Raw genomic sequence first — 21191 nt, forward strand, 5'->3', positions numbered from 1 at the left:
GCCCTTCGTCCTAACCGATGCCCTGGCGGTCGGGCTCGAGCGCGAACTCCCGCTCGGCCGCCCCGGGCACCGTGCGCTCCACGGCCTGAACCAGGAGCGCGCGGTGCCTGAGCAGCGGCTCCCGTCTCTCCTCGGGCGCGAGCAGCAGCAGATCGTCGATCCCGGCCAGCAGCCGCCGCGTCACCTGCGGATTCCCCAGCGCGAACAGCCGCACCTCGGCCAGCCCCAGATCCACCAGATCGGCCCACCCGGGAGCGTCCTGCACCAGGCGCACCGTCCCCTTGCCGTCCCGGTGATGCGCCGTCCCGAGCGGTGCCTTCATCAGGGCCGCCAGAAACTGGACGATCCGGTCCAGGCACTGCACGGCCGTCGTCGGATCGTTCACGGCGGGCGACAGTGAGCGCAGTGCGATGTCCGACAGCTGCCGCAGCCCGAACCCGAGATCCTGGGTAAAGGTGCGCTCCACCCCCACGGACACCGTGTACCGGAGCGCCTGCCGCGACGGCTTCCCCTCACCGTGCACCGCCAGCACCGGCATCCCGGGCACCACGAAGTCCCCGATGCGCGGGATCAGCCGCAGTACGACACCCTGCCGCCTGGCCGCCCGGACCAGGCGTGCGACATTCACATCCCGCAGCACCCCGGCCCGCCCCTGATGCGCGAGCCACGCACTCTCGGGAGCGAGCGGCGCCGCATCCCGCACACCGATGGGCGCTCTCCCCAGCATCCCGAAGGCCTCCCTGGTGATGTGGTCGACGACGGGTCCGACCTGCATGAGCCGCAGGGTGGAGGACACATAGGCGATGAAGAGCAGCAGACTCAGCCCGACCAGCACCATGGTCAGCACGCTCTGCACCAGCGGCACGGAGGTGACCCGCTGCGGATCGGCCTCGCTCTCGTACGAGGTCAGCACCAGCAGCGAGAACACGAACGTCGCCAGGAACACGGTCAGCGTGAGCTTGCTGATCCGGCTCCGCACGAAGATCCGCACGACCCGCGGGGTGAGCTGCCCGCTCGCCATCTGCACGGCGACCAGCGAGATGCTGAAGACGACACCGATGAAGGTCATCATCGCCGAGCTGATCGTCGTCACGATCGTCTTGGTGTCGTCGGCGAACGAGATGAGATCACGGACCGTCTCGTACTCCTGCTCGTCCTGCAGATACGCGACGATCTTGATGTCCAGCTCCGCAGCACCCCACCACAGCACGAAGACGAGGATCAGCCCCACGGTCGGCGCGAACCAGAAGGTGTCCCGCAGATGCTCGCGCAGCGGCGAGAGCGCCCGGGGCCGTCGATAGCTGCGATCACTCACGCACGCGAAGGTACGTCCTGAACTGTGCGTACGCGGGAAGCAACAGGCAGTGCACAGGGCGTCCCGGCGTCGTCGAGATCGTCTCGAACGGGCCAGTCGCACCCCACTGACCACGGGAAATGCAGGTGAGGGGCGCCTCAAACCCCTGGTATTGTGGTCCATGTCGCCACGGGAAACCGAGGCTGACCACCTAGTCCGGGTGGCGGAATGGCAGACGCGCTAGCTTGAGGTGCTAGTGCCCTTTATCGGGCGTGGGGGTTCAAGTCCCCCCTCGGACACCAGCTGAGACCCCTGTTCATCAGGGGTCTTTCGCGTTTGCACGCTCTCCAGGGTTCTGGACGCCGCCGCTGTGTCTGCAGCCTCCGCGGACGGTATCGCCCCCGGGCCTGCGCGCCCGTTCGGCAGGCGCAGCCGGAATTCCGGGTATGCCGCGGCGGCACCGTACTCCGCCGCCCGGGCCGTGCCTCGTTTCGCTCGCTCACGCCCACTCGCGTGCGCTCGGCGCTCGGCCGGTCTCGATCTTGCGGAGGGTTTCAGCGGACACCCCGGCGGCTGCTGCCACGTCGACCATGCTGCGGTCACCGCGGGCCTGGCGGAGCAGGATCCCGAAGCGCTCTCCGCGTTGCCGCTCTTGCGGACTCAAAGGAACTCTCACCATGCCCGTGATACTAATACCGGTATAAGTATTGGGTAGCGTCGCATGGCAGGGAGTCACGACACATGGTGGAGATCAAGACCGACACGGCACTGGAGGCGATGCGAGAAGCCGGACGCGTCGTGGCCCACGCACTTGCGGCTGCCCGCGCGGCGGCAGCTGTGGGAGTTCGCCTGCGCGAGCTCGACGAAGCCGCCCGCACCGTTCTCACCAAGGCCGGAGCGCGTTCTCCGTTCCTGGGCTACCAGCCCTCCTTCGCCCCGATCCCCTTCCCCGCCGTGCTCTGCGCGTCCGTGAACGACGCCGTCGCGCACGGCATTCCCGACGACTACCGTCTGCGCGACGGCGACCTGGTGAGCATCGACTGCGGAGCCGAACTCGACGGCTGGACCGGCGACGCCGCGATCAGCTTCACCGTCGGCACCCCTCGCCCCGCCGACCTCGAACTCGTCGCCGCCACCCAGCAGGCCCTGGACGCCGGCATCGCCGCCGCCACCACCGGCCATCGCATCGGCGACATCTCCCATGCCATCAGCACGGTCGCCCGCAAGGCCGACTGCGGCATGCCGGCCGACTTCGGCGGCCACGGCATCGGCCGCCAGATGCACGAAGACCCCCACGTCCCCAACCACGGACGACCCGGCCGCGGCTTCCCCCTGCGCCACGGCCTCGCCCTCGCCCTCGAACCCATGCTCATGGCCGGAGGACGCAACGACTACCGCACCGACCCCGACGGATGGACCCTGCGCACGATCGACGGCAGCCGAGCCGCCCACATCGAACACACCATCGCCATCACCGAGGACGGCCCCCGCATCCTCACCCTGCCTTGACCTCGAATCCGCTCCCACCCGGCAGCCAGACACATCGGCCACTCTCGGAAAGCACCGACCACCGATCACGGCTCCTACCGGTGCCGAGCCCTGGTTGGCAGTACAGGCAACCCTTGAACGCGGAGCGGACGGCGCATCGGCGCAGGGTGACTCCGTATGGCCCCAGAACGACGACTGCCCGTCAGCCGGAGCTGACGGGCAGTCGAGTGGGACGGTGGTCACCGGCCGACGGGGAGCGGTTCCCGTCGGGCGGCCAGCACCGTCAGTAGGCCGGAACGGCCTTGGGGTCCGGGCCGTGCGCGTTCTCGTGCGCCTTGCCCTCGCTCGCGAGGAAGACGATCAGGATGATGAAGCCCACGAGCGGGACCAGCCCGATGAGCAGCCACCAGCCCGACCGGTCCGTGTCGTGCAGACGACGGACGGCGACGCCGAGGCTCGGCAGGAACACGGCGACCGCGTATATGAGCTGGAGGATGCTCGTGCCGAGTACCGCGTCGAGGATCGCCAGCACGATGCTGATGCCGACGTTGAAAAGGAAGAACATCCAGTATTCCTGGCGGCGCGCACGCCCGCTGAATACCGCGTACTTCTTGAGTACGTCCACGTACCAGTTCACAACGTCCCCCAAAGGACAGCGATGTGGCCTGTCCCCTTGGAGCAAGCCGGTGGGCAGAAAATAGTGGCTTGAAGTGAGCGGGTCAATTCGTTACCTGTGACGGATGATCAGCAGGTCGCTACGCGCGTGGCTCCGCGGGCCGCGGGCGCCTCTCAGGGCCTATAAAGTGCGGCGATGTCCGCCGCGTACGTTCCCGCGATCGCCCGCCGTTTGAGCTTCAGGGTCGGTGTCATCAGACCGTCGTCCAGACCGAATTCGTGGGGCAGGATGTGCCGTTTTGTTCCTCTGGCCGGCGGCAGGGAGCTCCGCTCCATCGCTGTTCCCTGACGGGTACTCGGCCGACCGGCCGCGGCGCATGTACGGCGTCCCGTCCGGGGGCCGCCGTGCCTCAGGCCGTGACGCCCGCCTCCGTCAGGAACGGGCTCGGCCGGCCCGACCATGAGACGTACAGGAAGTGCCGCGCCCGTGTGCAGGCGACGAACAGCAGACAGCGTTCGGACATCAAGTCCGTCTCGTGCTGCAGCCGGTCCACATCGACCAGGGTGAGTGCACGAGGGAACGGCAGCGCCCCGACGCTGACGTCGATGACGGCGACGCACCGGAACTCCAGGCCCTTGAACGAGTGCATGGTTCCGACCCGCACCGTGGTCGCCTCCTCGGCGGCGTCGGCCCGCAGCGGGCGCGACCGGAATGCCCGCAGCCTTCAGACGCTCGACCGCTTTGGCGCACGTCTTCTTGAAGCGGGTGCTCACGCCGATCTCCCCGGCGATGCATGGTCAGGTGCGGGCATGTCGATGTCTGTCCGCCAGAGTGATTACGAGCCCGTCAGCGGCCCGTGAGTCCGCGGCCTGCGCGGGTCGATTGCCATCACCATGCCAGGAGTGTGAGCGGCATACTCCCCAGCCGCCCTTAAGCTGGGCCCAGTTGTATCGAGACGTCTCGGGGGCGGACAGCGTGACCACTGCGTTAGGCACGAGCACCATCACCCTTGCGCTTGTCGCCGGGTATGCCGGATCGGGCAAGTCGGAGGCCGGCAAGCTCCTGGCGGCGGCGACCGGTTGGGCCATGCTCGACAAGGACACCATCAGCCGCCCGATGACCGAGCGACTGTTGCTGGCATTGGGCGGGGATCCGGACGACCGCCACAGTCCCGCCTACCTGGAGCACGCCAGGCCCCTGGAGTACGAGTGCCTGATGAAGGCGGTCTGGGAGAACCTTGAGTGCGGAACGTCCGTGGTCGCCGTGGCGCCGTTCCTCGCCGAGAGCGCCGATGCGCAATGGACGTCTCGGGTGACACGCCGGTGTCGTAGGACCGGAGCCCGTTTCGAGACTCTGTGGGTGGACAGCGACCTGGAATCGATGCGAGACCGGCTGATCTCGCGCAATGCCTCACGCGATACGTGGAAGCTGACGCACTGGCCCACGTACACGAACGGCCTCGACCTCGGCCTCCGACCGGTGACGTCTCACCACGTCATCGACAACCGCATCGGAGCCTCACGCCCGCTGGCCGAGCAGGTCGAGTCCGTCGCGCAACGGCTGCTGGGGGACTCGTGAGCGCGATCGTTCTGTACGGACCCCCCACGGCCGGCAAGGACACCGTGACGGCAGCCCTCCGCTCCGCCGATCCACGCTTCGAATCAGTCATCAAGCTCAAGCACGGGAGCGGCCGGTCAGCCGGATACCGGTTCGTCACCGCCGAGGAACTCGACGACCTGCGCCACCAGGGCAGGATCATTGTGGAGACCCGGCGTTACGGCAACATCTACGCGGTCGATGACCTCTCCCTCACGCAGCCGCAGGAGCGGGGCCTGATCCCCGTCACCCACATCGGTAACGTCACTGACATGCGCACGCTGCTGGACCGCAGTCGGGCGACCTCGTGGCTGCGCGTGCTCCTCTGGGTTCCAAGGAACGTGTGCGAGGCACGGTCCCGCGAACGGGGCGACACCGATACGCCGAAGCGGCTCAACGCCTGGGACGAGACCGCACAGGACGTTCTCGACTCCGATGTACGGGACCTGTTCGACCTGGTGGTACGCACGGACCGGACGGATCCGGAGACGGCTGCCAAGCAGATCGCCCACGCGCTCGAGGGGGCACCGGACGTCTTGAGTACGGAGGAGCTGTTCGCGACTCTCGGGCTCGGCACGGACGAAAGCGGGGCTCGCCGGAGCGCGACTCGGCGCCGTGCCTGAGCACATCCGAGTACACGCACAGCGACATCGACGGCCACAAGCAGCAGGGGGATGCCGGTGGGAGTTGTCCGGACGTTGGAGGACCTGGCGAGAATCGGTCGCCAGCGCACCGTCAGCGATCGCAGCGTGCATCTGCATCAGGACGAGGTCACGACGGACCTTCTGCTCGACACCGTATCGGCCGACCGTGTCTCCCTGGACCGTATGAGCATCGACGGGGCGCTCACCGTACGCTCCTGCCACATCGATGAACTGGTCGTCGATCACGTGGAGGCGGACGCGCTCCTGGTGGTGAATTCCCGGATCGGCCGCCTGACCATCCGCAATGCGTCGATGGGCTGTGAGGTCACGATCATCGACTCCGCGCTCGACTTTCTTGCTCTGCACTCGTGCGGGCAAACTCGGCTGGAGCGGCTCCGTGTGGAGGAGCTCGTACAGATCAACGCTCTGCGCGGGTCGATCCGGATCAGCAACACGCGCGTGTCCTCGCTCGCGGTCCGCAGTCAGGCCACGGGCGGCCGCCTCGGCCGGCCTCGTGTGGTCGTGCGAGGACTGCGGGCCCGTGAGGACATCACGTTCGACGATCTCTGGCTGTCCGCAATCGAGATCGACGACGTCGAGACGCCCGAGCTCACCTTGCAGCGTGTGCGACTCGACGAGCCGCTGCGGGCGAACGAGCTCCGCTGCAGCGAGACGGTACGCGTGAACGGGCTGGTCATTCCCGCAGAGGACAGCACGATCAGCAACAGCACCGTCAGAGGTCCCGTGGAGGTACGCAACCTCGGGCTCTGTGGCAGCTCGGACAGCAATCGGACTGATGCGACCGCTCGCCTTGCCCTTCACAACACAACGGTCATGTCCCTCATTTCGTCGTCCGAGGCATCGTCTGTGATCAGCCTGCACGGCTCCTCGGTCACGGGCACCCTCGGACTTCCGTCCGGCAGCTCCCGCTACAGCCTCGACAGCTCCTCCAGCGTCGGTGACATGGATCTGGCCGGCGAGGTCTTCCGCAACGGCACCCAAATCCTTTCCTTCCTGGAGCGCTCCTTCACCGAAGTGACCGCTGCTGCTTTGGAGTCCGTGCGGTCGGCGCTGGCCAGGAGGAACCGGAACCGCGAAGTCGACGAGCTCTACTACCTTGCGCGACAGCGCGAGGCAGCAGCCCTGCCGCCGCTGCGGCGCACCATCGGACTGGGCATCCTCGGCGGGGTCCTCGGCTGGGGAGTGCGCGCACGCAACCCGGCGCGTGTGCTGGCGGTGGGGGTCGTGCTGACGGGCGTGATGCTCCATCTGGCGGGGGCGGTGCGCGAACCAGGACGAGATCTTACGGACCTGACCGTCGCCGGTAAGAGCTTCGTTCTGGCCCTCGCCCTGTGGCTGAACGTCGGTACCGGCATGCCGTCCGAGCTCAAGACAGCCGAATGGTCAGCGCTTGCGGTCTCGTTCACAGCGGCGGGAATGCTGTTCACCACCCTCATTGTGGGCATCGTCATCCGCAAGCTGGTGCGTTGACTGCCGGCGAACGACCGGATGACAGAGTGACGTCCATGGACCAGCGTGAAGAGGCCGAGGAGAGCGCGGCGACAGCGCCGGATGTCACGTACGGACTGCGTGGCAAATCGTTCCTGGTGACCGGTGGCAGCAGGGGACTGGGCTATGCGGCCGCCCGACTGCTCGCCGCCGAGGGAGCGTCTCTCGCGATCTGTGGCCGCGACCCCGACACCCTTGTACGGGCCTCCTCCGAGCTGCGCAAGGACTTCGACGCCCAGGTCGTGACGGGATCCGTGGACGCCCTGGCGCCGGATGAACTGGAGGACTTCACCCGGCAGGCCGGGAGCGCACTCGGCGGCCTCGACGGCCTGGTCGCCAACATCGGAGGCAAGCGGGGTGGCGGGCTCCTCGACTCGACCCGCGAGGACTGGCAGGCGACCTGGGAGCTGAACGGCGGCCACGCGGTGCGCACCGTGCGGTCGGCGCTGGACAGTCTGCGTCCCGGCAGCTCCGTGGTGATCGTCGCCTCCATCTCCGGCTGGAAGCCCCGCTTCCCGGCACAGTACGGGGCGGCCAAGGCGTCGGAGATCTACCTCGCGGGTGCCCTGTGTCAGGAACTCGCCCCGTACGGGGTCCGGGTCAACACCGTCAGCCCTGGTTCGATGCTCCTGCCGGGCAAGAGCTGGGACCGCCTGCGCCGACGTGACCCGGAGGCTTATGAGGCGTACGCAGAACGCAACCCCGGCGGGCGCCTGCTGAACGCTGAGGAGGTCGCCCGGGTTATCACCTTCCTCCTCTCACCGGCCTCCGGAGCCGTGAACGGTGCCCACATCCCGGTTGACGGCGGCCAGCCGCAGGCGGGGCTGGGGACGGTTCCGGGCCCGGCAGAGCGGGGCGGACACGTGAGTGGATGAGCGCCTACGACACTCCCACGTCCAGTACGGCCCACACCGTTTTGCCCGGTCCGTCGCTGCGCGGGTGCCAGTCCCAGCGGGTGGCCAGGCACTCCACCAGGAGCAGGCCGCGGCCGCCGTCGCGGTCGCCGGCGGGCGCTGCGAGGACGGGGACGCATTCGGTACGGGTGTCGGTGACCTCGATACGTACGGTCGCGGCTTCCGAGGTCTGGCTCTGTCGGTGAGTGTTGAGGCCAGCGGTCAGTGGGATCTGACTCCACCGTGTCTGCGCGGTAAGTCGTGTCAGTGAGTTTTGACTCCACTGGCGGGGTTGCGGTTGGGCTGTTCCAGGTAGCAAGGGGGCATAAGTGCCCGTCTCCAAGGTCGAGTTGTACGCGGCGATCCGCCGGGATGCGCGGGTTGAGGGGCTGTCGAGTCGCGCGTTGGCGCTGAAGTACTCGGTGGGCCGGCGGACGGTCACCTCACCGCCTAATCATCTCGCAGGGAGGCGATGGGCTGGTGGCGCCAGGCGTCCTCGATGCTGGCATATCGGGGGAAGCGCTCCAGCAGGGAGGTCAGGCGCAGGAGCTGGCCGATGCGGTCCTGGTCGTAGACCACCCGGGTCCACCGGCCGGTCACCTCGCTGCGGTCCCAGGCGGCGCACAGGTCGTGCAGGGGGCTGCAGTCCATGAACGTCACCGCCCTCAGATCGACGATCAGCCAGTCCGCGCCGGCCTGGGCGTCCATGCCCCACAGCAGGGCGCCGAACGCCGGGGCCGACGCGAGGTCGAGCTCCCCGGCCGGGGACTCCAGGCGGCAGTTCTCCAACAGGGCGGGCCATCTGGTTCGCATCGGGTCCAACTCCTCCGGCCGTTCGGCACCAGCAGTGGCCATGCGGAGAAAGCCCGGGGCGTGAAAGCCGCCCTCGCAGCCTAGAAGGGGTCGCACATCCGACCGATCACAAGTCCAGGTCTGCCCCAGACTCCCACTGCCGTGGCCGTACTTGTCCGCGAAGTGGCTCCTGATGTTCGAACCGGGGCCCTTTACCGGCCCGGTTGCGACAGGAAGCGACGGCCCCCGGCATGGCGACGGCCGCCGTTCAGGCGGCGGCCGCGTGCCCTGCGCAACATCGCGCCCCCGCGGCAGTGCCAGGCGGTAAGCCCGCTACCAGAACTGGTACAAAGCTGCCCCTCGTCGGCACCAGGCCCTCTGCGGGATGGAGTCACTTCTCACCTTCAGAACGTGGCTTTGAGATCCCCAAGTGGAGTCAAAACAGACCTACCGATGGAGCCAGTTGTCACTGACAAAGCCAGAGGTCGGAGCGAGGGCGAGGGCGAGGTGGAAGTCGCGGCCGGGGACCCTGCAGTGCTGGACCGCGTTGGCCGCGAGCTCGGCGACGATCAGGGTGAGGACGTCGTGCGCGTCGCTGTCGTACGGGATGCCCCAGGCGTCGAGCCGCTGCCTGGCGAGGCGTCGGGCGAGGCGTGCACCGCGTGGGGTGGAGCTGAACCGCATGGCGAAGTGGTCTGTGGGGCGGGCGGGTTGGTTGGTGCGCGGGGGGAGGTGTGTGGGGGAGACGGTCTCTCTGGTCATGACTGCAACGCTCCCGTTGGTGGCGTAGCGTGACCAGTGGTGACGCGCCGTCGGGGCTTGGTTGTACGCGACGGCGTGCGGTGTGTACGTGGCGCGTTGCGTGACGGGGTTCCGGGCGCGGCGTTTGGCCGGTGAGGGGGTGGGGCCGATGGACTCTTCGGAACCAATGGAACAGCGCGCGCCGGGCGATCAGGGCGTACGGGATGACGCCGGGCCCCGGCCGGAGGACGAACCCGGATCGGGCGTGGTGACCGCGTTCGGGAGGCAGTTGAAGCTGCTCCGGGTCAGAGCGGGTCTGGAGCGGCCCGAGTTCGGGAAGCGCGTGGGCTACGCGGGACAGTCGGTCGCATCCTTCGAGCAGGGACGCCGCATCCCGCCGGCGAGGTTCATCGACCGGGCGGACGAGGTGCTGGATGCGGGGGGTTTGCTCCGGGCGCTGAAGGAGGAGGTCGCGCGGGCGCAGTACCCGGCGTTCTTCCGGGATGCGGCGAGGTTGGAGACCGAGGCGGTCGAACTGTTCCTGTACGCCGTTCAGGCCATCCCCGGTCTTCTCCAGACCGAGGAGTACATGAGGGCTCTACTCGCCATGCGGCGACCACTGTTGGACGAGGACACCATCGAGATGCGTGTGGCCGCACGCAGTGCACGGCAGGAGATCTTCAGCCGCTGGCCAGCGCCCTTGATCAGCTTCGTGATCGAGGAGCATGTACTGAGAAGGCCGTTCGGCGGCAAGCCTGTCCTGAGGGGAGTGCTCGAACACGCTCTCCTGATCGGACAGAAGCGCAATGTGGAGATCCAGGTCATGCCGACCGACCGGGAGGACAATGCGGGGGTGGACGGCCCGTTCACGCTGATCACGCGGAAGGGCAGCGAACAGGTCGCGTACCTGGAGGTCCAAGGGCGCAGCATCCTGCTGTCCGAGCGAGAAGAAGTCCGCTCAGTGGCTGCGCGTTATGGGATCATCCGGTCTCAGGCTCTCACTCCACGAGAGTCCCTGGGATTCATCGAGAAGTTGCTGGGAGAGGTATGAACACCACGGAAGCCTCGGTAGCCGCACAGGAACTCGCCTGGTTCAAGAGCAGTTACAGCGGTGCTGAAGGCGGTGAGTGTGTGGAGGTGGCCAATGCCACCCGAGCCGTACACATCCGGGACTCGAAGGTCCCCTCCGGACCGGTCCTGACCGTCTCCCCCCATACCTGGGCCGGGTTCGTCGGGATGGCCGCCGACCGGTCGGCCTGAGCCGTACGCAGCCACGTCGGACTCGCCGCGTACCACCTGCGGCAGGTCCCACGACGTGCGTCTGGACCCCACCCGCCGCCGTGCGTCGCCGGTGACCACGCCAGAAGAGACCCCACTTCAAGTGGGGTCTCTTCTGCGTTCTGACCGGGCGTGCCGCGGTCCGGCTCGCCGTCCTCAGTCGTCTTCCGGCATGGGCGCGGGCCGAGCCTCCTTCATCCGCTGCGGCGTCCAGTAGTCCCGCACCTCGTCGGGGCTCTGCCGCTCATCGCTGCTGGTGGTCCCGGAGTCCGGCTGCGGCCCCCGGGCCGGGTCGGCCGCGGCGGTGCGCCACGCGGCCACCGCCACGACAGCGGCAAGCAGGGCGGCGGCGGTTCCCCATCGGCTCAAGCTACTGCGACGCATTGGACTGCTCCTTGTCAGGCTTTCAGGCTGTCAGGTGACGCCGCCCTGGGCGTCGTACATCGCCTTGACCGCGTCATCGAAGTACGAGCTCCGATTCCAGCCGCCTGTGGCGAGCGTGCTCATCGCCCCGTTGACGGAGCCCAGGCCGTTGGCGTCGTTGAACTCTCGCAGCCACGGCCCGCCACTCGATCCGCCGCCGAAGTCACACTGCAGTTCAATGCGGCCGTCGCCGACCGCGCGGGTGGTGCCCTGGCAGGCCCACTGGAGCTGGCCGTTGTCGCGGTTGCCCGGGTAGCCCATCACGGTCATGGCCTGGGTGCGCGAGAAGTTCCAGCTCAGTCCGTGACCGCCGGTGACATTGACGATCTTGTTGCCGTTGAGCGGCCAGGTGGTCACCATCGCCACGTCCCGGCCGAGGTCACTGCTGCTGATCCAGGTGTTGAAGGTGCGGAACTGTTTGGCGGCGAAGGTGCCGAAGGGACGGACGCCGGAGCGGTAGCGCGGCGCGTAGGTCCAGTTGGTCATCCAAGTGCCGCCGCTACCCCCGTGCACGCAGTGCCCTGCGGTGATCAGCATCTGCTTCGAGCCGCTGTTGAGGGCACTGGCCGAGCAGGCGTAGTTGAGTCCGTTGCTGGGGTTGGTGAAAAACACCTTGCCCACTGCTGCGGATTCGGTGACCAGGGGCCGGACCGTGCCCGGCCGTCCCTCGGCGGGCGGGGTCGATCCCGGCTGCCCGGTGGGTCCGGGCTTGCTCTGGGCGGCGCCCGGCGAAACGGCTGTCCGGTCGAGGGGGATGGCTTTTCTCATCCGCTCCGGCGTCCAGTAGCGGGCCAGCGCGGCGGCGGCGGCCGGCGAGTCGACCGGCGCACCGCCGGCGAGCCGCGGAGTGGGGCTGGCGGTGGTCGCGGCCCCGGCGGGGACGGCGGAGGGTCCGGGCACGGCGGGGTGGGTCCCGCCATTGCGGGTCCCGCCCCGGCCAATGCCAGCATGGCTGCAGTGGCCAGCGGTAGAAGTGCCTGTCTGAGACTGCGCACGAGTGATACTCCCCATGGTCGATTCGGACGCGCATTGCCGCAATTCGCCAGCCAATGCGCGGAGTTGAAGCGACCGTAGGTCTGGCAAGTGCCCCGGTGATAGTCCGAAATAAGTCGCTCCGCTATTCCCTTACCGTGCCGCGCATTTCGGTCAGTCCGGATCCACCGCTTGCTTGCCGAATACTTGTGTGCTGGGTGCCGACGAGTAGGCGGCGCGGGACAGCTCTCTGACCAGCCATTTGCTGACCAGCGGCTGCCCACCGCCATCGGTGAGGGCCCGGTGCGTCAGCCCTTTAAGATCTCTCGTTACGTTCATGCATTAACCTGAACGCCGTCTATTCCAGAACGGCCCGTCGGGTTATGCCTCTTTGGGCCCCGCAACACAAACGTCACCGGCGAGCAACTTGACGGTCACCAATTGATCGTCAGAGAGCCCACCGACCCACCCCTCAGCGCATGTAGAGCGCGTCGATGTCCGCCGCGTACGCGCCCGTGATCGCCCGGCGCTTGAGCTTCATCGTCGGTGTCATCAGACCGTCGTGCAGACTGAACTCGTTCGGCAGGATGCGGAACGCGCGGATGGACTCAGCCCTCGAAACCTGTGTGTTGGCCCGGGAGACGGCCCGTTGGATCTGCGCCCGCAGGTCCTCGTCGTCCGCCATCGCCGACATGTCCGACTGCGGCTTCCCCTTCAGCGCCTGCCAGTGGGCCAGCGCTTCGGGATCCACCGTGATGAGCGCCGCGATGTACGGCTGGTCGTCGCCCACCACCAGGCACTGCGAGATCAGCGGATGGTGGCGCAGCTCCTCTTCCAGGGGCAGCGGGGCCACGCTCTTGCCGCCGCTGGTGATGATGATGTCCTTCTTGCGCCCCGTGATGACGAGGTAGCCCTCGTCGTCGAGGTGGCCCATGTCGCCGGTGGCGAACCATCCGTCCCGCAGCACCGCTTCGGTGGCCTTGGGGTTGTTGAGGTAGCCGGCGAAGACAGTGTCGCCGCTTACCCACACCTCGCTGTCATCCGCGATGTGTACCGCGCAGCCGGGAATGGGCCGGCCCACCGTGCCGAATCTGACGGCTCCCGGTGGCTGAGCCGTGATCGCGCCTGCCGTCTCGGTGAGTCCGTAGCCGTCGTACACGGTGACGCCCGCGCCGGCGAAGAACAGCCCCACCTCCCTTCGGAGCGTCGAGCCGCCGGACACGGCGTTGCGTACCTGACCGCCCAGTACGGCGCGCAACTTGCCGTAGACCAGGCGGTCGTATACGGCATGCAGGACCTTCAGCGACGGGCTCGGACCGTGACCCGAGCCGATGGAGTGCCGTTCCACGGACTCGGCATAGCGCACGGCGACGGCCGCGGCCTTGTCGAAGAGGCTCACGTGGCCCGCCTCCTCGGCGGTGCGGCGAGCCTTGTGGAAGATCTTCTCGAAGATGTACGGGACGGCGAAGAGGAACGTCGGCCGGAACGACGCCAGGGCGGGGAGCAGCGTCTCGGGCGTCAGATCGGGCTGGTGGCCGAGACGGACGCCGCCGCGCAGGCAGGCCAGCACGACCATCAGCCCGTAAATGTGGGCCACGGGCAGGAAGTTGAGGATCGACGGCTGCACACCGGGCTCGGCGATGATCCCGCCCCAGCCCTCGAGCAGGATGTCGCATTCGGCGGCCAGGTTGGCGTGGGTGATGAGGCAGCCCTTGGGTGTTCCCGTGGTGCCGGAGGTGTAGCCGATCGCGGCGATCTGGTCGGGCAGCACGGCGGCGCGGTGACGGTGGATCAGTTCGTCGTCCACGCCGAGGCCCTGGTTGATCAGGGACGCCACACAGTCCAGGTCCATCTGCCAGATCGCGAACAGCCGGGTCTCCGCGTCGGAGGCCGCCGCCACGGTCATCGCATGGTGCTCGTGCTCGACCACGATGGCCCGGACCTGGGCGTCGTACAGGATCCAGCGCACCTGCTCGATGGACGAGGTGGGGTAGACCGGAACGACCTCGGCGCCGACCGACCACAGGGCGTACGCCAGAACCGTCCACTCGTAGCGCGTACGGGACATCAGCGCGACCCGGTCGCCGAACCGGATGCCATTGGCGAGGAACCCCTTGGCCACGGCGATGACCTGGTCCCGGAACAGCTCCGCACTCACCGGCTCCCAGTCGTCCGGCCGAGTACCCGTCCGGCGGGAGAGCTGCACCAGGGAGGGATCGCGATCGGCCGTCTCGTACACCGAGTCGGCGAGTCCTCCCGACCACGGAGGTCCGGCACGGAACGGAGGACCGTTTCCTTGCATATGGCCTCTCCCTTCCCCGTGTTGGGGGCGCCACGCTGTGTGCAACTCAGGGTGCGAAAGGTACATGCAGGGAGCAGTTGCTGCCTAGTTTTCGGACACATCCGAGGTCAGGCGGTACGTGCCGCCCACGGCGCCGAGGCAACAGTCGTGCCGTATACGCGCGGTGGCGTACGTACGGTTCGTGTACCCACTGGCGTGTGCCGGGTGCGAGTAGGGCCCATGCCGCCAGCGGCGGGTCGGCGTGTGGTGCCCGTACACCGACCCCCTGTACGGGTTCACGCTCTGGACAGTACGAGTAACCCCACGTGACGGTGGAGTCGTTGTACCTGTGCAAGGAGTGCGACAAGCGCGACAAGGGGGTCGCCGCCCATGGCGAGCATCAGCAGTGCACCCGAACAGTCCGACAGCCTCAAGGCGTTCGGGGCGGCATTGAAAGTCTTCCGGGAACGGGCCTTACTGACGCAGGAGCAGCTCGCCGAGCGGTTGAACTACTCGATCGCTTCGGTCGCCTCGATCGAGCAGGGCCGGCGGATGCCGACCGCCCACTTCATCGAGAGGGCCGAGGAGTCCCTGGACTCGTTCGGAGTGCTACGGGCGGTGGCCCGGCATGTGTCGCGTCGGCCGGGCCTGGCCGCCTGGTTCCGGTTGTGGGCGCAGCTGGAGGCGACCGCGGTCAGCCTGTGCACGTACGAGTGCCGGGTGGTGCCCGGACTGCTGCAGACCGAGGCGTACGCACGGGCCGTGATGCTCAACGTCCCCCCGCCGCCCACCGAGGAGGAGCTGGAGGAACGGATCACCGCGCGCATGGAGCGGCAGGAGCTGCTGACCCGCAGGCCGCCGATCGTGTTCAGCTTCATCGTCGACGAGTCGGTGCTGCTGCGGCACACCGGTGGCGAGGAGGTCACGCGGGAGCTCCTCGACCACCTCATCTCCCGCGCCGAGTTGTGGAACGTCGAGCTGCAGATCATGCCGCTGCGGCAGCCGCACCACGCCGGTTCGGACGGCCCGATGCAGCTTCTGGAGACTCCGGACAACAGGTGGCTGGGCTACTCGGAGGGGCAGCAGACGGGACAGCTGATCACTGGTCCGAAAGACGTCAGCCTGATGCAGATGCGCTATGCCAAGATGCGCTCACAGGCCCTGTCCCCGGCGGACTCGGCGGAGCTGTTGAAGCGGATGCGAGGAGCGCTATGAGCACCACCGACGAGCTGAACTGGTTCAAGAGCAGCTACAGCGGTTCGCAGGGTGACAGTTGCGTGGAGGTCGCGTGCCGACCCGACGTCGTCCATGTCCGTGACTCCAAGGAGAAGGACGGGCCGCGCTTCTCCGTATCGCAGGCGGCTTGGGCGGATTTCATCGGATACGCCGCCCTTTGATCTGCCCGAGCGGCTCGCGGCTCGCATGGTGAGAGGCTCGGGGCCCACACCGTGCGAGCCGAATTAGGGAGTTGCCCCGAACCCGGGCTGCCCGTCGCCAGTAGCAGTGTGGCGATGCGCTCGACGAAGGCGATCCGTTCAAGCCCGCTGATGGTCCCTGACCCGCCACAGCCACCTGATGTCGCGTCCGAAGGACCACATCAGGAGCATCAGCGCCGACAGGACCGTCGCGAACGCCGACAGCAGCGGAAGTATCCCCGCCCCCGCCACGAGCAGCACGATCCCCTGCAGCGCGGCCACCGTCTTACGTGCCGTGCTCGGCGGCAGGGCTCCGTTCAGCCACGGCAGTACCCGGGCCGCCGCGACGAAGGCGTACCGCATGGCGCCTATCAACAGCACCCAAGGGCCAAGCGACATGGCGACGTAAACGCTGAGCACCAATATGAGGAAGGCGTCGACCTCCATGTCGAAGCGTGCCCCCAGCGCGGACGATGTGCCGGTGCGCCGGGCGACCTTGCCGTCGACCGCGTCGAGTATCAGCGCGACCGAGGTGAGCGCCACCAGGACCGTGACCGGTGGCGGGCTCTCGAAGGAGTCCGCGACCAGCGCGGTCACACCTCCGACGAGCGTCGCGCGGGCCAGGGTGACGCGGTTGGCCGCTCCGAAGGGCTGCAGCCATGACCGGCGCAGGGCGCGTGTCAGCACCGCCCAGGTGGCGACCCCGAAGGCCAGACCCGTCAGCCAGCCCGCGGGCCCCAGACCGATCGCCGTGCCGAGCAGGGCCAGCAGGAGGAGCTGCGCGCCCGCTCCCGCGGTCGTCTCGTGCCGCAGCAGCCTCATGTCGTACGTGTTGTTCAGGGCCACCCTTGCCCCTTCCGGCTGCGTGACAGAGTCCATGGTGCCGCGTACCGTGGCCGCGGCTTCTTGAAGATCAGTACGTCAAACGTCGCCCGAATGTTCAGGAGTACGCAGATGAAGCGCGTGGCACGGGCCTTCTGGCTCCGCTCTCCCGGCCACGGGGAGATCCGGGACCTCTCGCTGCCGGAGCCCGCCGACGACGAGGTGCTCGTGCGCACGCTCTGTTCCGGTGTGAGCCGTGGAACGGAGACCCTCGTCTTCCGCGGCGGCGTACCGGAGAGCCAACACGGCGCGATGCGGGCGCCGTTCCAGGACGGCGACTTTCCCGGGCCGGTCAAGTACGGCTACCTCAACGTCGGCCTTGTCGAGGAAGGGCCACGACACCTGGTCGGCCGTACGGTCTTCTGCCTCTACCCGCACCAGACCCGGTACGTCGTCCCGGCGAGCGCCGTGACCCCCGTGCCGGACACCGTGCCCGCCGCGCGGGCCGTGCTGGCAGGAACGGTGGAGACTGCCGTGAACGCCGTGTGGGACGCCGCACCACAGCTCGGCGACCGCATCGCCGTCGTCGGAGCGGGCATGGTCGGCGCCTGCGTCGCCGCTGTCCTCGCCAGGTTCCCCGCCGTCCGGGTCCAACTGGTCGACATGGACCCCGGGCGCGCCGCCGTCGCGAGGGCACTCGGCGTCGACTTCGCGCTCCCCGAGGACGCCGCGGGCGACTGCGATCTCGTCGTCCACGCCAGCGCCACCGAGGACGGACTCGCCCGCTCACTGGAACTTCTTGCCCCGGAGGGGACGGTTCTCGAACTGAGCTGGTACGGCGACCGGCGGATCAGCCTGCCGCTGGGGGAGGCCTTCCACTCCCGCCGCCTGGTCCTGCGCAGCAGCCAAGTGGGGATGGTGTCCCCCTCGCGGCGCTCCAGCCGGACCTTCGCCGACCGTCTCGCGCTCGCGCTCGACCTGCTCGCCGACCCCGCTTTCGACGCGCTGATCACCGGCGAATGCGCCTTCGACGAGCTGCCCGAGGTCCTGCCACGGCTCGCCTCCGGGGAGCTCCCGGGCCTCTGCCACCGCGTGCTGTACGAAACAGCTGCTGATCCGGCCTGAACAAGGAGGTCAGGTCGGCCGTACTACAGGTCAGATGTACCGCCATACCTGGAGGGTCGTTCGTTGTTCAGCATCACCGTCCGTGATCACCTCATGATCGCCCACAGCTTCCGCGGCGAGGTCTTCGGGCCCGCGCAGCGCCTGCACGGAGCGACCTTTCTCGTGGACGCCACGTTCCGCCGCCCCGAGCTGGACGACGACAACATCGTCGTCGACATCGGTCTGGCCACCCAGGAACTCAACGCGGTGGTCGCCGCGCTGAACTACCGCAATCTCGACGACGAACCCGACTTCGCCGGCATCAACACCAGTACGGAATTCGTGGCCAAGGTGATCGCCGACCGCCTCGCCGACCGGGTGCACGCGGGGGCACTGGGCGAGGGCGCACGCGGCCTGACCGGCATCACGGTCACCCTGCACGAGTCCCACATCGCCTGGGCGAGTTACGAGCGCGGCCTATGAACCGTGCCCACGCCCGTGCGGTGCACTTCGTGATGCCCGGTGGCGTCGACGACGCGGCCGCACCCAGCGGCGGCAACGTCTATGACCGGCGGGTGTGCCAGGACCTGCCCGGTGTCGGCTGGCACGTTCACGAACACGCCGTCGCGGGCACCTGGCCGCGGCCCGGAGCGGCCGCCCGCGCCGAACTGTCCCGCGTCCTGGCGGAGGCGGAGGACGGCGGTGTCGTCCTTCTCGACGGACTCGTCGCCTGCGCCGTTCCCGACATCGTCGCCCGGGAAGCCCAACGGCTGCGCCTGGCCGTCCTCGTACACCTGCCGCTCGGCGACGAGACAGGACTTGCGCCCGCCCGGGCGGCCGACCTGGACGCCCTGGAGCGCGAAACTCTGCGCGCCGTACCGGCGGTCGTGGCGACCAGCGACTGGGCGGCCCGCAGGCTCGTGGCCCACCACGGGCTCGCCTCCGGCCGGGTCCATGTCGCCGCCCCCGGTGCCGACATCGCGCCGTCGGCACCCGGCACCGACGGAGCCTCGCGGCTGCTGTGCGTCGCCTCCGTGACCCCGCGCAAGGGGCAGTACCGGCTGGTGAAGGCACTTGCGGCCGTCGCCGACCTGCCCTGGACCTGCGTCTGCGTCGGCGGCCTCGACCAGGACCCCGGCTACGTCGCCGGTCTCAGAGAGCTGATCGAGGAAGCCAGCCTGGGCGACCGGGTCCACCTCGTCGGACCACGGGCCGGTGCGGAGCTGGCGGCCGCCTACGCCGCCGCCGACCTCATGGTGCTCACCTCGTACGCCGAGACGTACGGCATGGCCGTGACCGAGGCCCTCGCCCATGGCATTCCCGTACTGGCGACAGCCGTCGGCGGACTCCCGGAGGCTCTCGGGCGCGCGCCCGACGGCAGCGTGCCGGGCCTGCTCGTACCGTCGGAGGACCCGGCGGCACTCCCCACGGCACTGCGTCGCTGGTTCCGCGAGCCCGCACTGCGCCACCGGCTGAAGGAGGCCGCACGCGAGCGGCGCACCGCGCTGGACGGGTGGGGGACGACTGCACGGAATCTGGCCGGTGCGTTGGAGCACCTCCGAAGCGAACCCCGGAGGGCCGCATGAACACGACCGAAGTGCCTCATTACGCCCCCGAGTGGCTGGAGCTGCGGGAGGGTGCCGACGCGGCCGCCCGCGCCCCCGGACTCCTCGGGCCGCTCCAGCACTGGCTGGCCGGCCGGGAGCGCCCCGGCCCGCGGCTGGTGATCCACGATCTCGGCTGCGGCACCGGCTCCATGGGACGCTGGCTCGCACCCCGGCTGAACGGCCCGCAGCACTGGATCCTGCACGACCGCGATCCCGCTCTGCTCGACCTGGCAGCCGTGCGCACACCCCGTGCGGCGGGCGACGGCAGCCGCGTGACGGTCGCGACCCGGCGCGGTGACATCGCGCGTCTGACCGCGAAGACTCTGGCCGGCGCCTCGCTGTTGACGGCCTCCGCACTGCTGGACGTGCTCACCCGGGAGGAAGTGGACGGGCTCGCGGCGGCCTGCGAGGGGGCCGGCTGCCCCGCCCTGCTGGCGCTCTCCGTGGTGGGACGGGTCGAGCTGACACCGGCCGAACCGATGGATGCCGAGATCGTGTACGCGTTCAACGCCCACCAGCGCCGCAGCGGTCTGCTCGGACCCGATGCGGTCACCGTGGCCACCGGGGCCTTCGCACGGCACGGGGCGACAGTACGCACCGACGCCAGCACGTGGCGGCTCGGCCCCGATGAGTCGGCTCTGACGGTGGAGTGGCTGCGGGGCTGGGTCGGCGCGGCCTGCGAGCACCGCCCGGCCCTGGCGCGGCGCGCCGACACGTATCTGCTGCGCCGTCTGGCGCAGTGCGCGGCGGGCGAGTTGCGGGTGGTGGTGCACCACAGCGATCTGCTGGCACTGCCCCGGCAGACGGGCGGGCCCTCGTGGGCGGGCGGGCCCTCGTCGACGGGCGGGACATCATGAGCGGGCGGACGAGGGCCCGAATAGGCACGATCGCCGGAGTGGGCATCCTCGCCGTGCTGGTGTGGCGTCTTGGCACCGGAGCCTTCCTGGACGGGCTGCGCAGAATAGACGGTCCCACGCTCCTGGCCGCGCTCGGACTCGGCCTGCTCACCACGGTGTTCAGCGCCTGGCGCTGGCGCATCGTGGCCAGTGGCCTCGGCATCCGGCTGCCGCTGGGGTCGGCCGTCGCCGACTACTACCGCGCCCTGTTCCTGAACGCGGCGCTGCCCGGCGGCGTACTCGGCGATGTGCACCGCGCGGTACGGCACGGACAGAGCACCGGCGACATCGGCCGAGGCGTCCGTGCCGTCGTCCTCGAACGGGCCGCGGGCCAGCTCGTCCTGATCGCGGTCGGCGTGACGGTCCTGATCGCCGGGCCGACCCCTGCCCTGGCAGGGATCCGCCCTCTTGCCACGTCGCCGGTGATCGCGCTGACCGTCGCCGTGACCGGCGCCCTGATGATCGCGGCGGCCGTGAGGCTCGGCAGGAAGCCCGACGCCTCGCGATGGCGCCGGGCTGTACGCTCCGCGCTGGCCGAGACGCGCCTCGGACTGCTCTCACGCAGTAGCTGGCCGGGAGTTGTCCTCTCCTCCGTCGTGGTGCTGGCGGGACACCTCGGCACCTTCCTTCTCGCCGCCCGTGCCGCGGGCGCAACGGCGCCGACCGCCGAGCTCGTGCCCCTGATGGTGCTGGCGCTGCTCGCCATGGCGCTGCCCCTGAACGTCGGCGGCTGGGGCCCCAGGGAAGGTGTCACCGCCTGGGCCTTCGGCGCGGCCGGCCTGGGCGCCGCCCAGGGCCTGACCGTCGCCGTGGTCTACGG

General features: G+C 68.9%; 20 protein-coding genes, 1 tRNA gene and 5 pseudogenes. 15 read left to right on the forward strand and 11 right to left on the reverse strand.

The window, feature by feature from the left end; translation table 11 throughout:
• Positions 1–10: 10 nt before the first annotated feature.
• Positions 11–1315 (reverse strand): DUF2254 domain-containing protein, encoded by a 1305-nt coding sequence (locus SLUN_RS33060; RefSeq protein WP_108153604.1) that lies wholly within the window; start codon positions 1313–1315, stop codon positions 11–13.
• A 193-nt stretch (positions 1316–1508) separates the two neighbouring features.
• Here SLUN_RS33060 and SLUN_RS33065 point away from each other — a divergent pair.
• Positions 1509–1596 (forward strand) — tRNA-Leu (locus tag SLUN_RS33065).
• 215 nt (positions 1597–1811) lie between these two features.
• Here the strand turns inward: SLUN_RS33065 and SLUN_RS33070 are convergent.
• Positions 1812–1973 (reverse strand): annotated as a pseudogene (locus SLUN_RS33070) (helix-turn-helix domain-containing protein); the annotation flags it as partial.
• A gap of 62 nt (positions 1974–2035) precedes the next feature.
• Between SLUN_RS33070 and map the strand changes: the two are divergent.
• Positions 2036–2803: a type I methionyl aminopeptidase gene (map, locus tag SLUN_RS33075; RefSeq protein ID WP_108153605.1), complete on the forward strand. Its 768-nt coding sequence runs from the start codon at positions 2036–2038 to the stop codon at positions 2801–2803.
• Between the two features lie 262 nt (positions 2804–3065).
• Here map and SLUN_RS33080 read toward each other — a convergent pair whose 3' ends face one another.
• Together SLUN_RS33080 and SLUN_RS33085 are read right to left on the reverse strand one after the other, a co-directional pair.
• Positions 3066–3419: a DUF805 domain-containing protein gene (locus SLUN_RS33080; protein WP_108153606.1), complete on the reverse strand. Its 354-nt coding sequence runs from the start codon at positions 3417–3419 to the stop codon at positions 3066–3068.
• Positions 3420–3807: 388 nt separating this feature from the next.
• A pseudogene (locus tag SLUN_RS33085) lies at positions 3808–4186 on the reverse strand (3'-5' exonuclease); the annotation flags it as partial.
• A 187-nt stretch (positions 4187–4373) separates the two neighbouring features.
• Here SLUN_RS33085 and SLUN_RS33090 point away from each other — a divergent pair.
• From SLUN_RS33090 to SLUN_RS33105, 4 genes are all read left to right on the forward strand, one after another.
• Complete coding sequence (locus tag SLUN_RS33090) at positions 4374–4976, forward strand: P-loop nucleotide/nucleoside kinase family protein (RefSeq protein WP_108153607.1); 603 nt, start codon at positions 4374–4376, stop codon at positions 4974–4976.
• Positions 4973–5617 carry a nucleoside/nucleotide kinase family protein gene (locus SLUN_RS33095; RefSeq protein ID WP_108153608.1) on the forward strand — a complete coding sequence of 215 codons (645 nt, stop codon included), beginning with the start codon at positions 4973–4975 and terminating at the stop codon, positions 5615–5617. Before SLUN_RS33090 ends, SLUN_RS33095 begins: the two co-directional genes overlap by 4 nt.
• A gap of 126 nt (positions 5618–5743) precedes the next feature.
• Positions 5744–7129: a hypothetical protein gene (locus SLUN_RS33100; protein WP_257153840.1), complete on the forward strand. Its 1386-nt coding sequence runs from the start codon at positions 5744–5746 to the stop codon at positions 7127–7129.
• A 35-nt stretch (positions 7130–7164) separates the two neighbouring features.
• Entirely contained in the window at positions 7165–8022 is an 858-nt protein-coding gene (locus tag SLUN_RS33105; RefSeq protein ID WP_108153609.1) for an SDR family NAD(P)-dependent oxidoreductase, read from the forward strand.
• A gap of 4 nt (positions 8023–8026) precedes the next feature.
• Here the strand turns inward: SLUN_RS33105 and SLUN_RS41715 are convergent.
• The 3 genes and pseudogenes from SLUN_RS41715 to SLUN_RS33120 all read right to left on the reverse strand — a co-directional run.
• Positions 8027–8215: pseudogene (locus SLUN_RS41715) on the reverse strand (ATP-binding protein); the annotation flags it as partial.
• A 275-nt stretch (positions 8216–8490) separates the two neighbouring features.
• On the reverse strand, positions 8491–8853 hold the full coding sequence (locus SLUN_RS33115; protein WP_108146608.1) for an STAS domain-containing protein: 363 nt from the start codon (positions 8851–8853) through the stop codon (positions 8491–8493).
• Positions 8854–9318: 465 nt separating this feature from the next.
• Positions 9319–9516 (reverse strand): annotated as a pseudogene (locus SLUN_RS33120) (ATP-binding protein); the annotation flags it as partial.
• A gap of 244 nt (positions 9517–9760) precedes the next feature.
• Between SLUN_RS33120 and SLUN_RS33125 the strand changes: the two are divergent.
• A complete protein-coding gene (locus SLUN_RS33125; RefSeq protein ID WP_175314461.1) occupies positions 9761–10624 on the forward strand; it encodes a helix-turn-helix domain-containing protein in 864 nt (287 codons plus the stop codon).
• Positions 10621–10833, forward strand: coding sequence for a DUF397 domain-containing protein (locus SLUN_RS33130; RefSeq protein WP_108153611.1), 213 nt, complete (start codon positions 10621–10623; stop codon positions 10831–10833). The genes SLUN_RS33125 and SLUN_RS33130 overlap by 4 nt, the downstream gene beginning before the upstream one ends.
• 174 nt (positions 10834–11007) lie before the next feature.
• On the opposite strand, the gene SLUN_RS33135 is transcribed toward SLUN_RS33130, so the two are convergent.
• The 3 genes from SLUN_RS33135 to SLUN_RS33145 form a co-directional block, all read right to left on the reverse strand.
• Positions 11008–11235, reverse strand: coding sequence for a hypothetical protein (locus tag SLUN_RS33135; RefSeq protein ID WP_108153612.1), 228 nt, complete (start codon positions 11233–11235; stop codon positions 11008–11010).
• 30 nt (positions 11236–11265) lie between these two features.
• Complete coding sequence (locus tag SLUN_RS33140; RefSeq protein ID WP_257153841.1) at positions 11266–12174, reverse strand: trypsin-like serine peptidase; 909 nt, start codon at positions 12172–12174, stop codon at positions 11266–11268.
• A 544-nt stretch (positions 12175–12718) separates the two neighbouring features.
• Positions 12719–14548, reverse strand: a complete 1830-nt coding sequence (locus SLUN_RS33145) for an AMP-dependent synthetase/ligase (RefSeq protein ID WP_108153613.1) — start codon at positions 14546–14548, stop codon at positions 12719–12721.
• 369 nt (positions 14549–14917) lie between these two features.
• Here SLUN_RS33145 and SLUN_RS33150 point away from each other — a divergent pair, with 369 nt between their 5' ends.
• The gene (locus tag SLUN_RS33150) at positions 14918–15742 is read left to right on the forward strand and encodes a helix-turn-helix domain-containing protein (RefSeq protein WP_108153614.1); all 825 of its coding nucleotides are present in this window, start codon (positions 14918–14920) and stop codon (positions 15740–15742) included.
• On the forward strand, positions 15739–15924 hold the full coding sequence (locus SLUN_RS33155; RefSeq protein WP_108153615.1) for a DUF397 domain-containing protein: 186 nt from the start codon (positions 15739–15741) through the stop codon (positions 15922–15924). Before SLUN_RS33150 ends, SLUN_RS33155 begins: the two co-directional genes overlap by 4 nt.
• Positions 15925–16062: 138 nt before the next feature.
• Here the strand turns inward: SLUN_RS33155 and SLUN_RS33160 are convergent, their stop codons facing one another.
• The gene (locus SLUN_RS33160; protein ID WP_108153616.1) at positions 16063–16788 is read right to left on the reverse strand and encodes a CDP-alcohol phosphatidyltransferase family protein; all 726 of its coding nucleotides are present in this window, start codon (positions 16786–16788) and stop codon (positions 16063–16065) included.
• Between the two features lie 108 nt (positions 16789–16896).
• Between SLUN_RS33160 and SLUN_RS33165 the strand changes: the two genes are divergently transcribed.
• The 5 genes and pseudogenes from SLUN_RS33165 to SLUN_RS40180 form a co-directional block, all read left to right on the forward strand.
• The gene (locus SLUN_RS33165) at positions 16897–17889 is read left to right on the forward strand and encodes a zinc-dependent alcohol dehydrogenase (protein WP_108153617.1); all 993 of its coding nucleotides are present in this window, start codon (positions 16897–16899) and stop codon (positions 17887–17889) included.
• Between the two features lie 63 nt (positions 17890–17952).
• On the forward strand, positions 17953–18351 hold the full coding sequence (locus SLUN_RS33170; RefSeq protein WP_108153618.1) for a 6-pyruvoyl trahydropterin synthase family protein: 399 nt from the start codon (positions 17953–17955) through the stop codon (positions 18349–18351).
• The gene (locus SLUN_RS33175) at positions 18348–19454 is read left to right on the forward strand and encodes a glycosyltransferase family 4 protein (protein ID WP_108153619.1); all 1107 of its coding nucleotides are present in this window, start codon (positions 18348–18350) and stop codon (positions 19452–19454) included. Before SLUN_RS33170 ends, SLUN_RS33175 begins: the two co-directional genes overlap by 4 nt.
• Positions 19451–20332: a class I SAM-dependent methyltransferase gene (locus SLUN_RS33180; protein WP_108153620.1), complete on the forward strand. Its 882-nt coding sequence runs from the start codon at positions 19451–19453 to the stop codon at positions 20330–20332. Before SLUN_RS33175 ends, SLUN_RS33180 begins: the two co-directional genes overlap by 4 nt.
• Positions 20329–21153 (forward strand): annotated as a pseudogene (locus SLUN_RS40180) (lysylphosphatidylglycerol synthase transmembrane domain-containing protein); the annotation flags it as partial. The gene SLUN_RS33180 and the pseudogene SLUN_RS40180, both read left to right, overlap by 4 nt.
• Positions 21154–21191 lie beyond the last annotated feature (38 nt).

Source organism: Streptomyces lunaelactis (assembly GCF_003054555.1).
Classification (GTDB): domain Bacteria; phylum Actinomycetota; class Actinomycetes; order Streptomycetales; family Streptomycetaceae; genus Streptomyces; species Streptomyces lunaelactis.

Coding starts and splice junctions, on each gene's coding strand:
- SLUN_RS33115 (WP_108146608.1), bottom strand. CDS start 8,853: ATGCGAACCAGATGGCCCGCCCTGTTGGAGAACTGCCGCCTGGAGTCC.
- map (WP_108153605.1), top strand. CDS start 2,036: ATGGTGGAGATCAAGACCGACACGGCACTGGAGGCGATGCGAGAAGCC.
- SLUN_RS33150 (WP_108153614.1), top strand. CDS start 14,918: ATGGCGAGCATCAGCAGTGCACCCGAACAGTCCGACAGCCTCAAGGCG.
- SLUN_RS33125 (WP_175314461.1), top strand. CDS start 9,761: ATGGAACAGCGCGCGCCGGGCGATCAGGGCGTACGGGATGACGCCGGG.
- SLUN_RS33105 (WP_108153609.1), top strand. CDS start 7,165: ATGGACCAGCGTGAAGAGGCCGAGGAGAGCGCGGCGACAGCGCCGGAT.
- SLUN_RS33130 (WP_108153611.1), top strand. CDS start 10,621: ATGAACACCACGGAAGCCTCGGTAGCCGCACAGGAACTCGCCTGGTTC.
- SLUN_RS33155 (WP_108153615.1), top strand. CDS start 15,739: ATGAGCACCACCGACGAGCTGAACTGGTTCAAGAGCAGCTACAGCGGT.
- SLUN_RS33145 (WP_108153613.1), bottom strand. CDS start 14,548: ATGCAAGGAAACGGTCCTCCGTTCCGTGCCGGACCTCCGTGGTCGGGA.
- SLUN_RS33165 (WP_108153617.1), top strand. CDS start 16,897: ATGAAGCGCGTGGCACGGGCCTTCTGGCTCCGCTCTCCCGGCCACGGG.
- SLUN_RS33175 (WP_108153619.1), top strand. CDS start 18,348: ATGAACCGTGCCCACGCCCGTGCGGTGCACTTCGTGATGCCCGGTGGC.
- SLUN_RS33180 (WP_108153620.1), top strand. CDS start 19,451: ATGAACACGACCGAAGTGCCTCATTACGCCCCCGAGTGGCTGGAGCTG.
- SLUN_RS33135 (WP_108153612.1), bottom strand. CDS start 11,235: ATGCGTCGCAGTAGCTTGAGCCGATGGGGAACCGCCGCCGCCCTGCTT.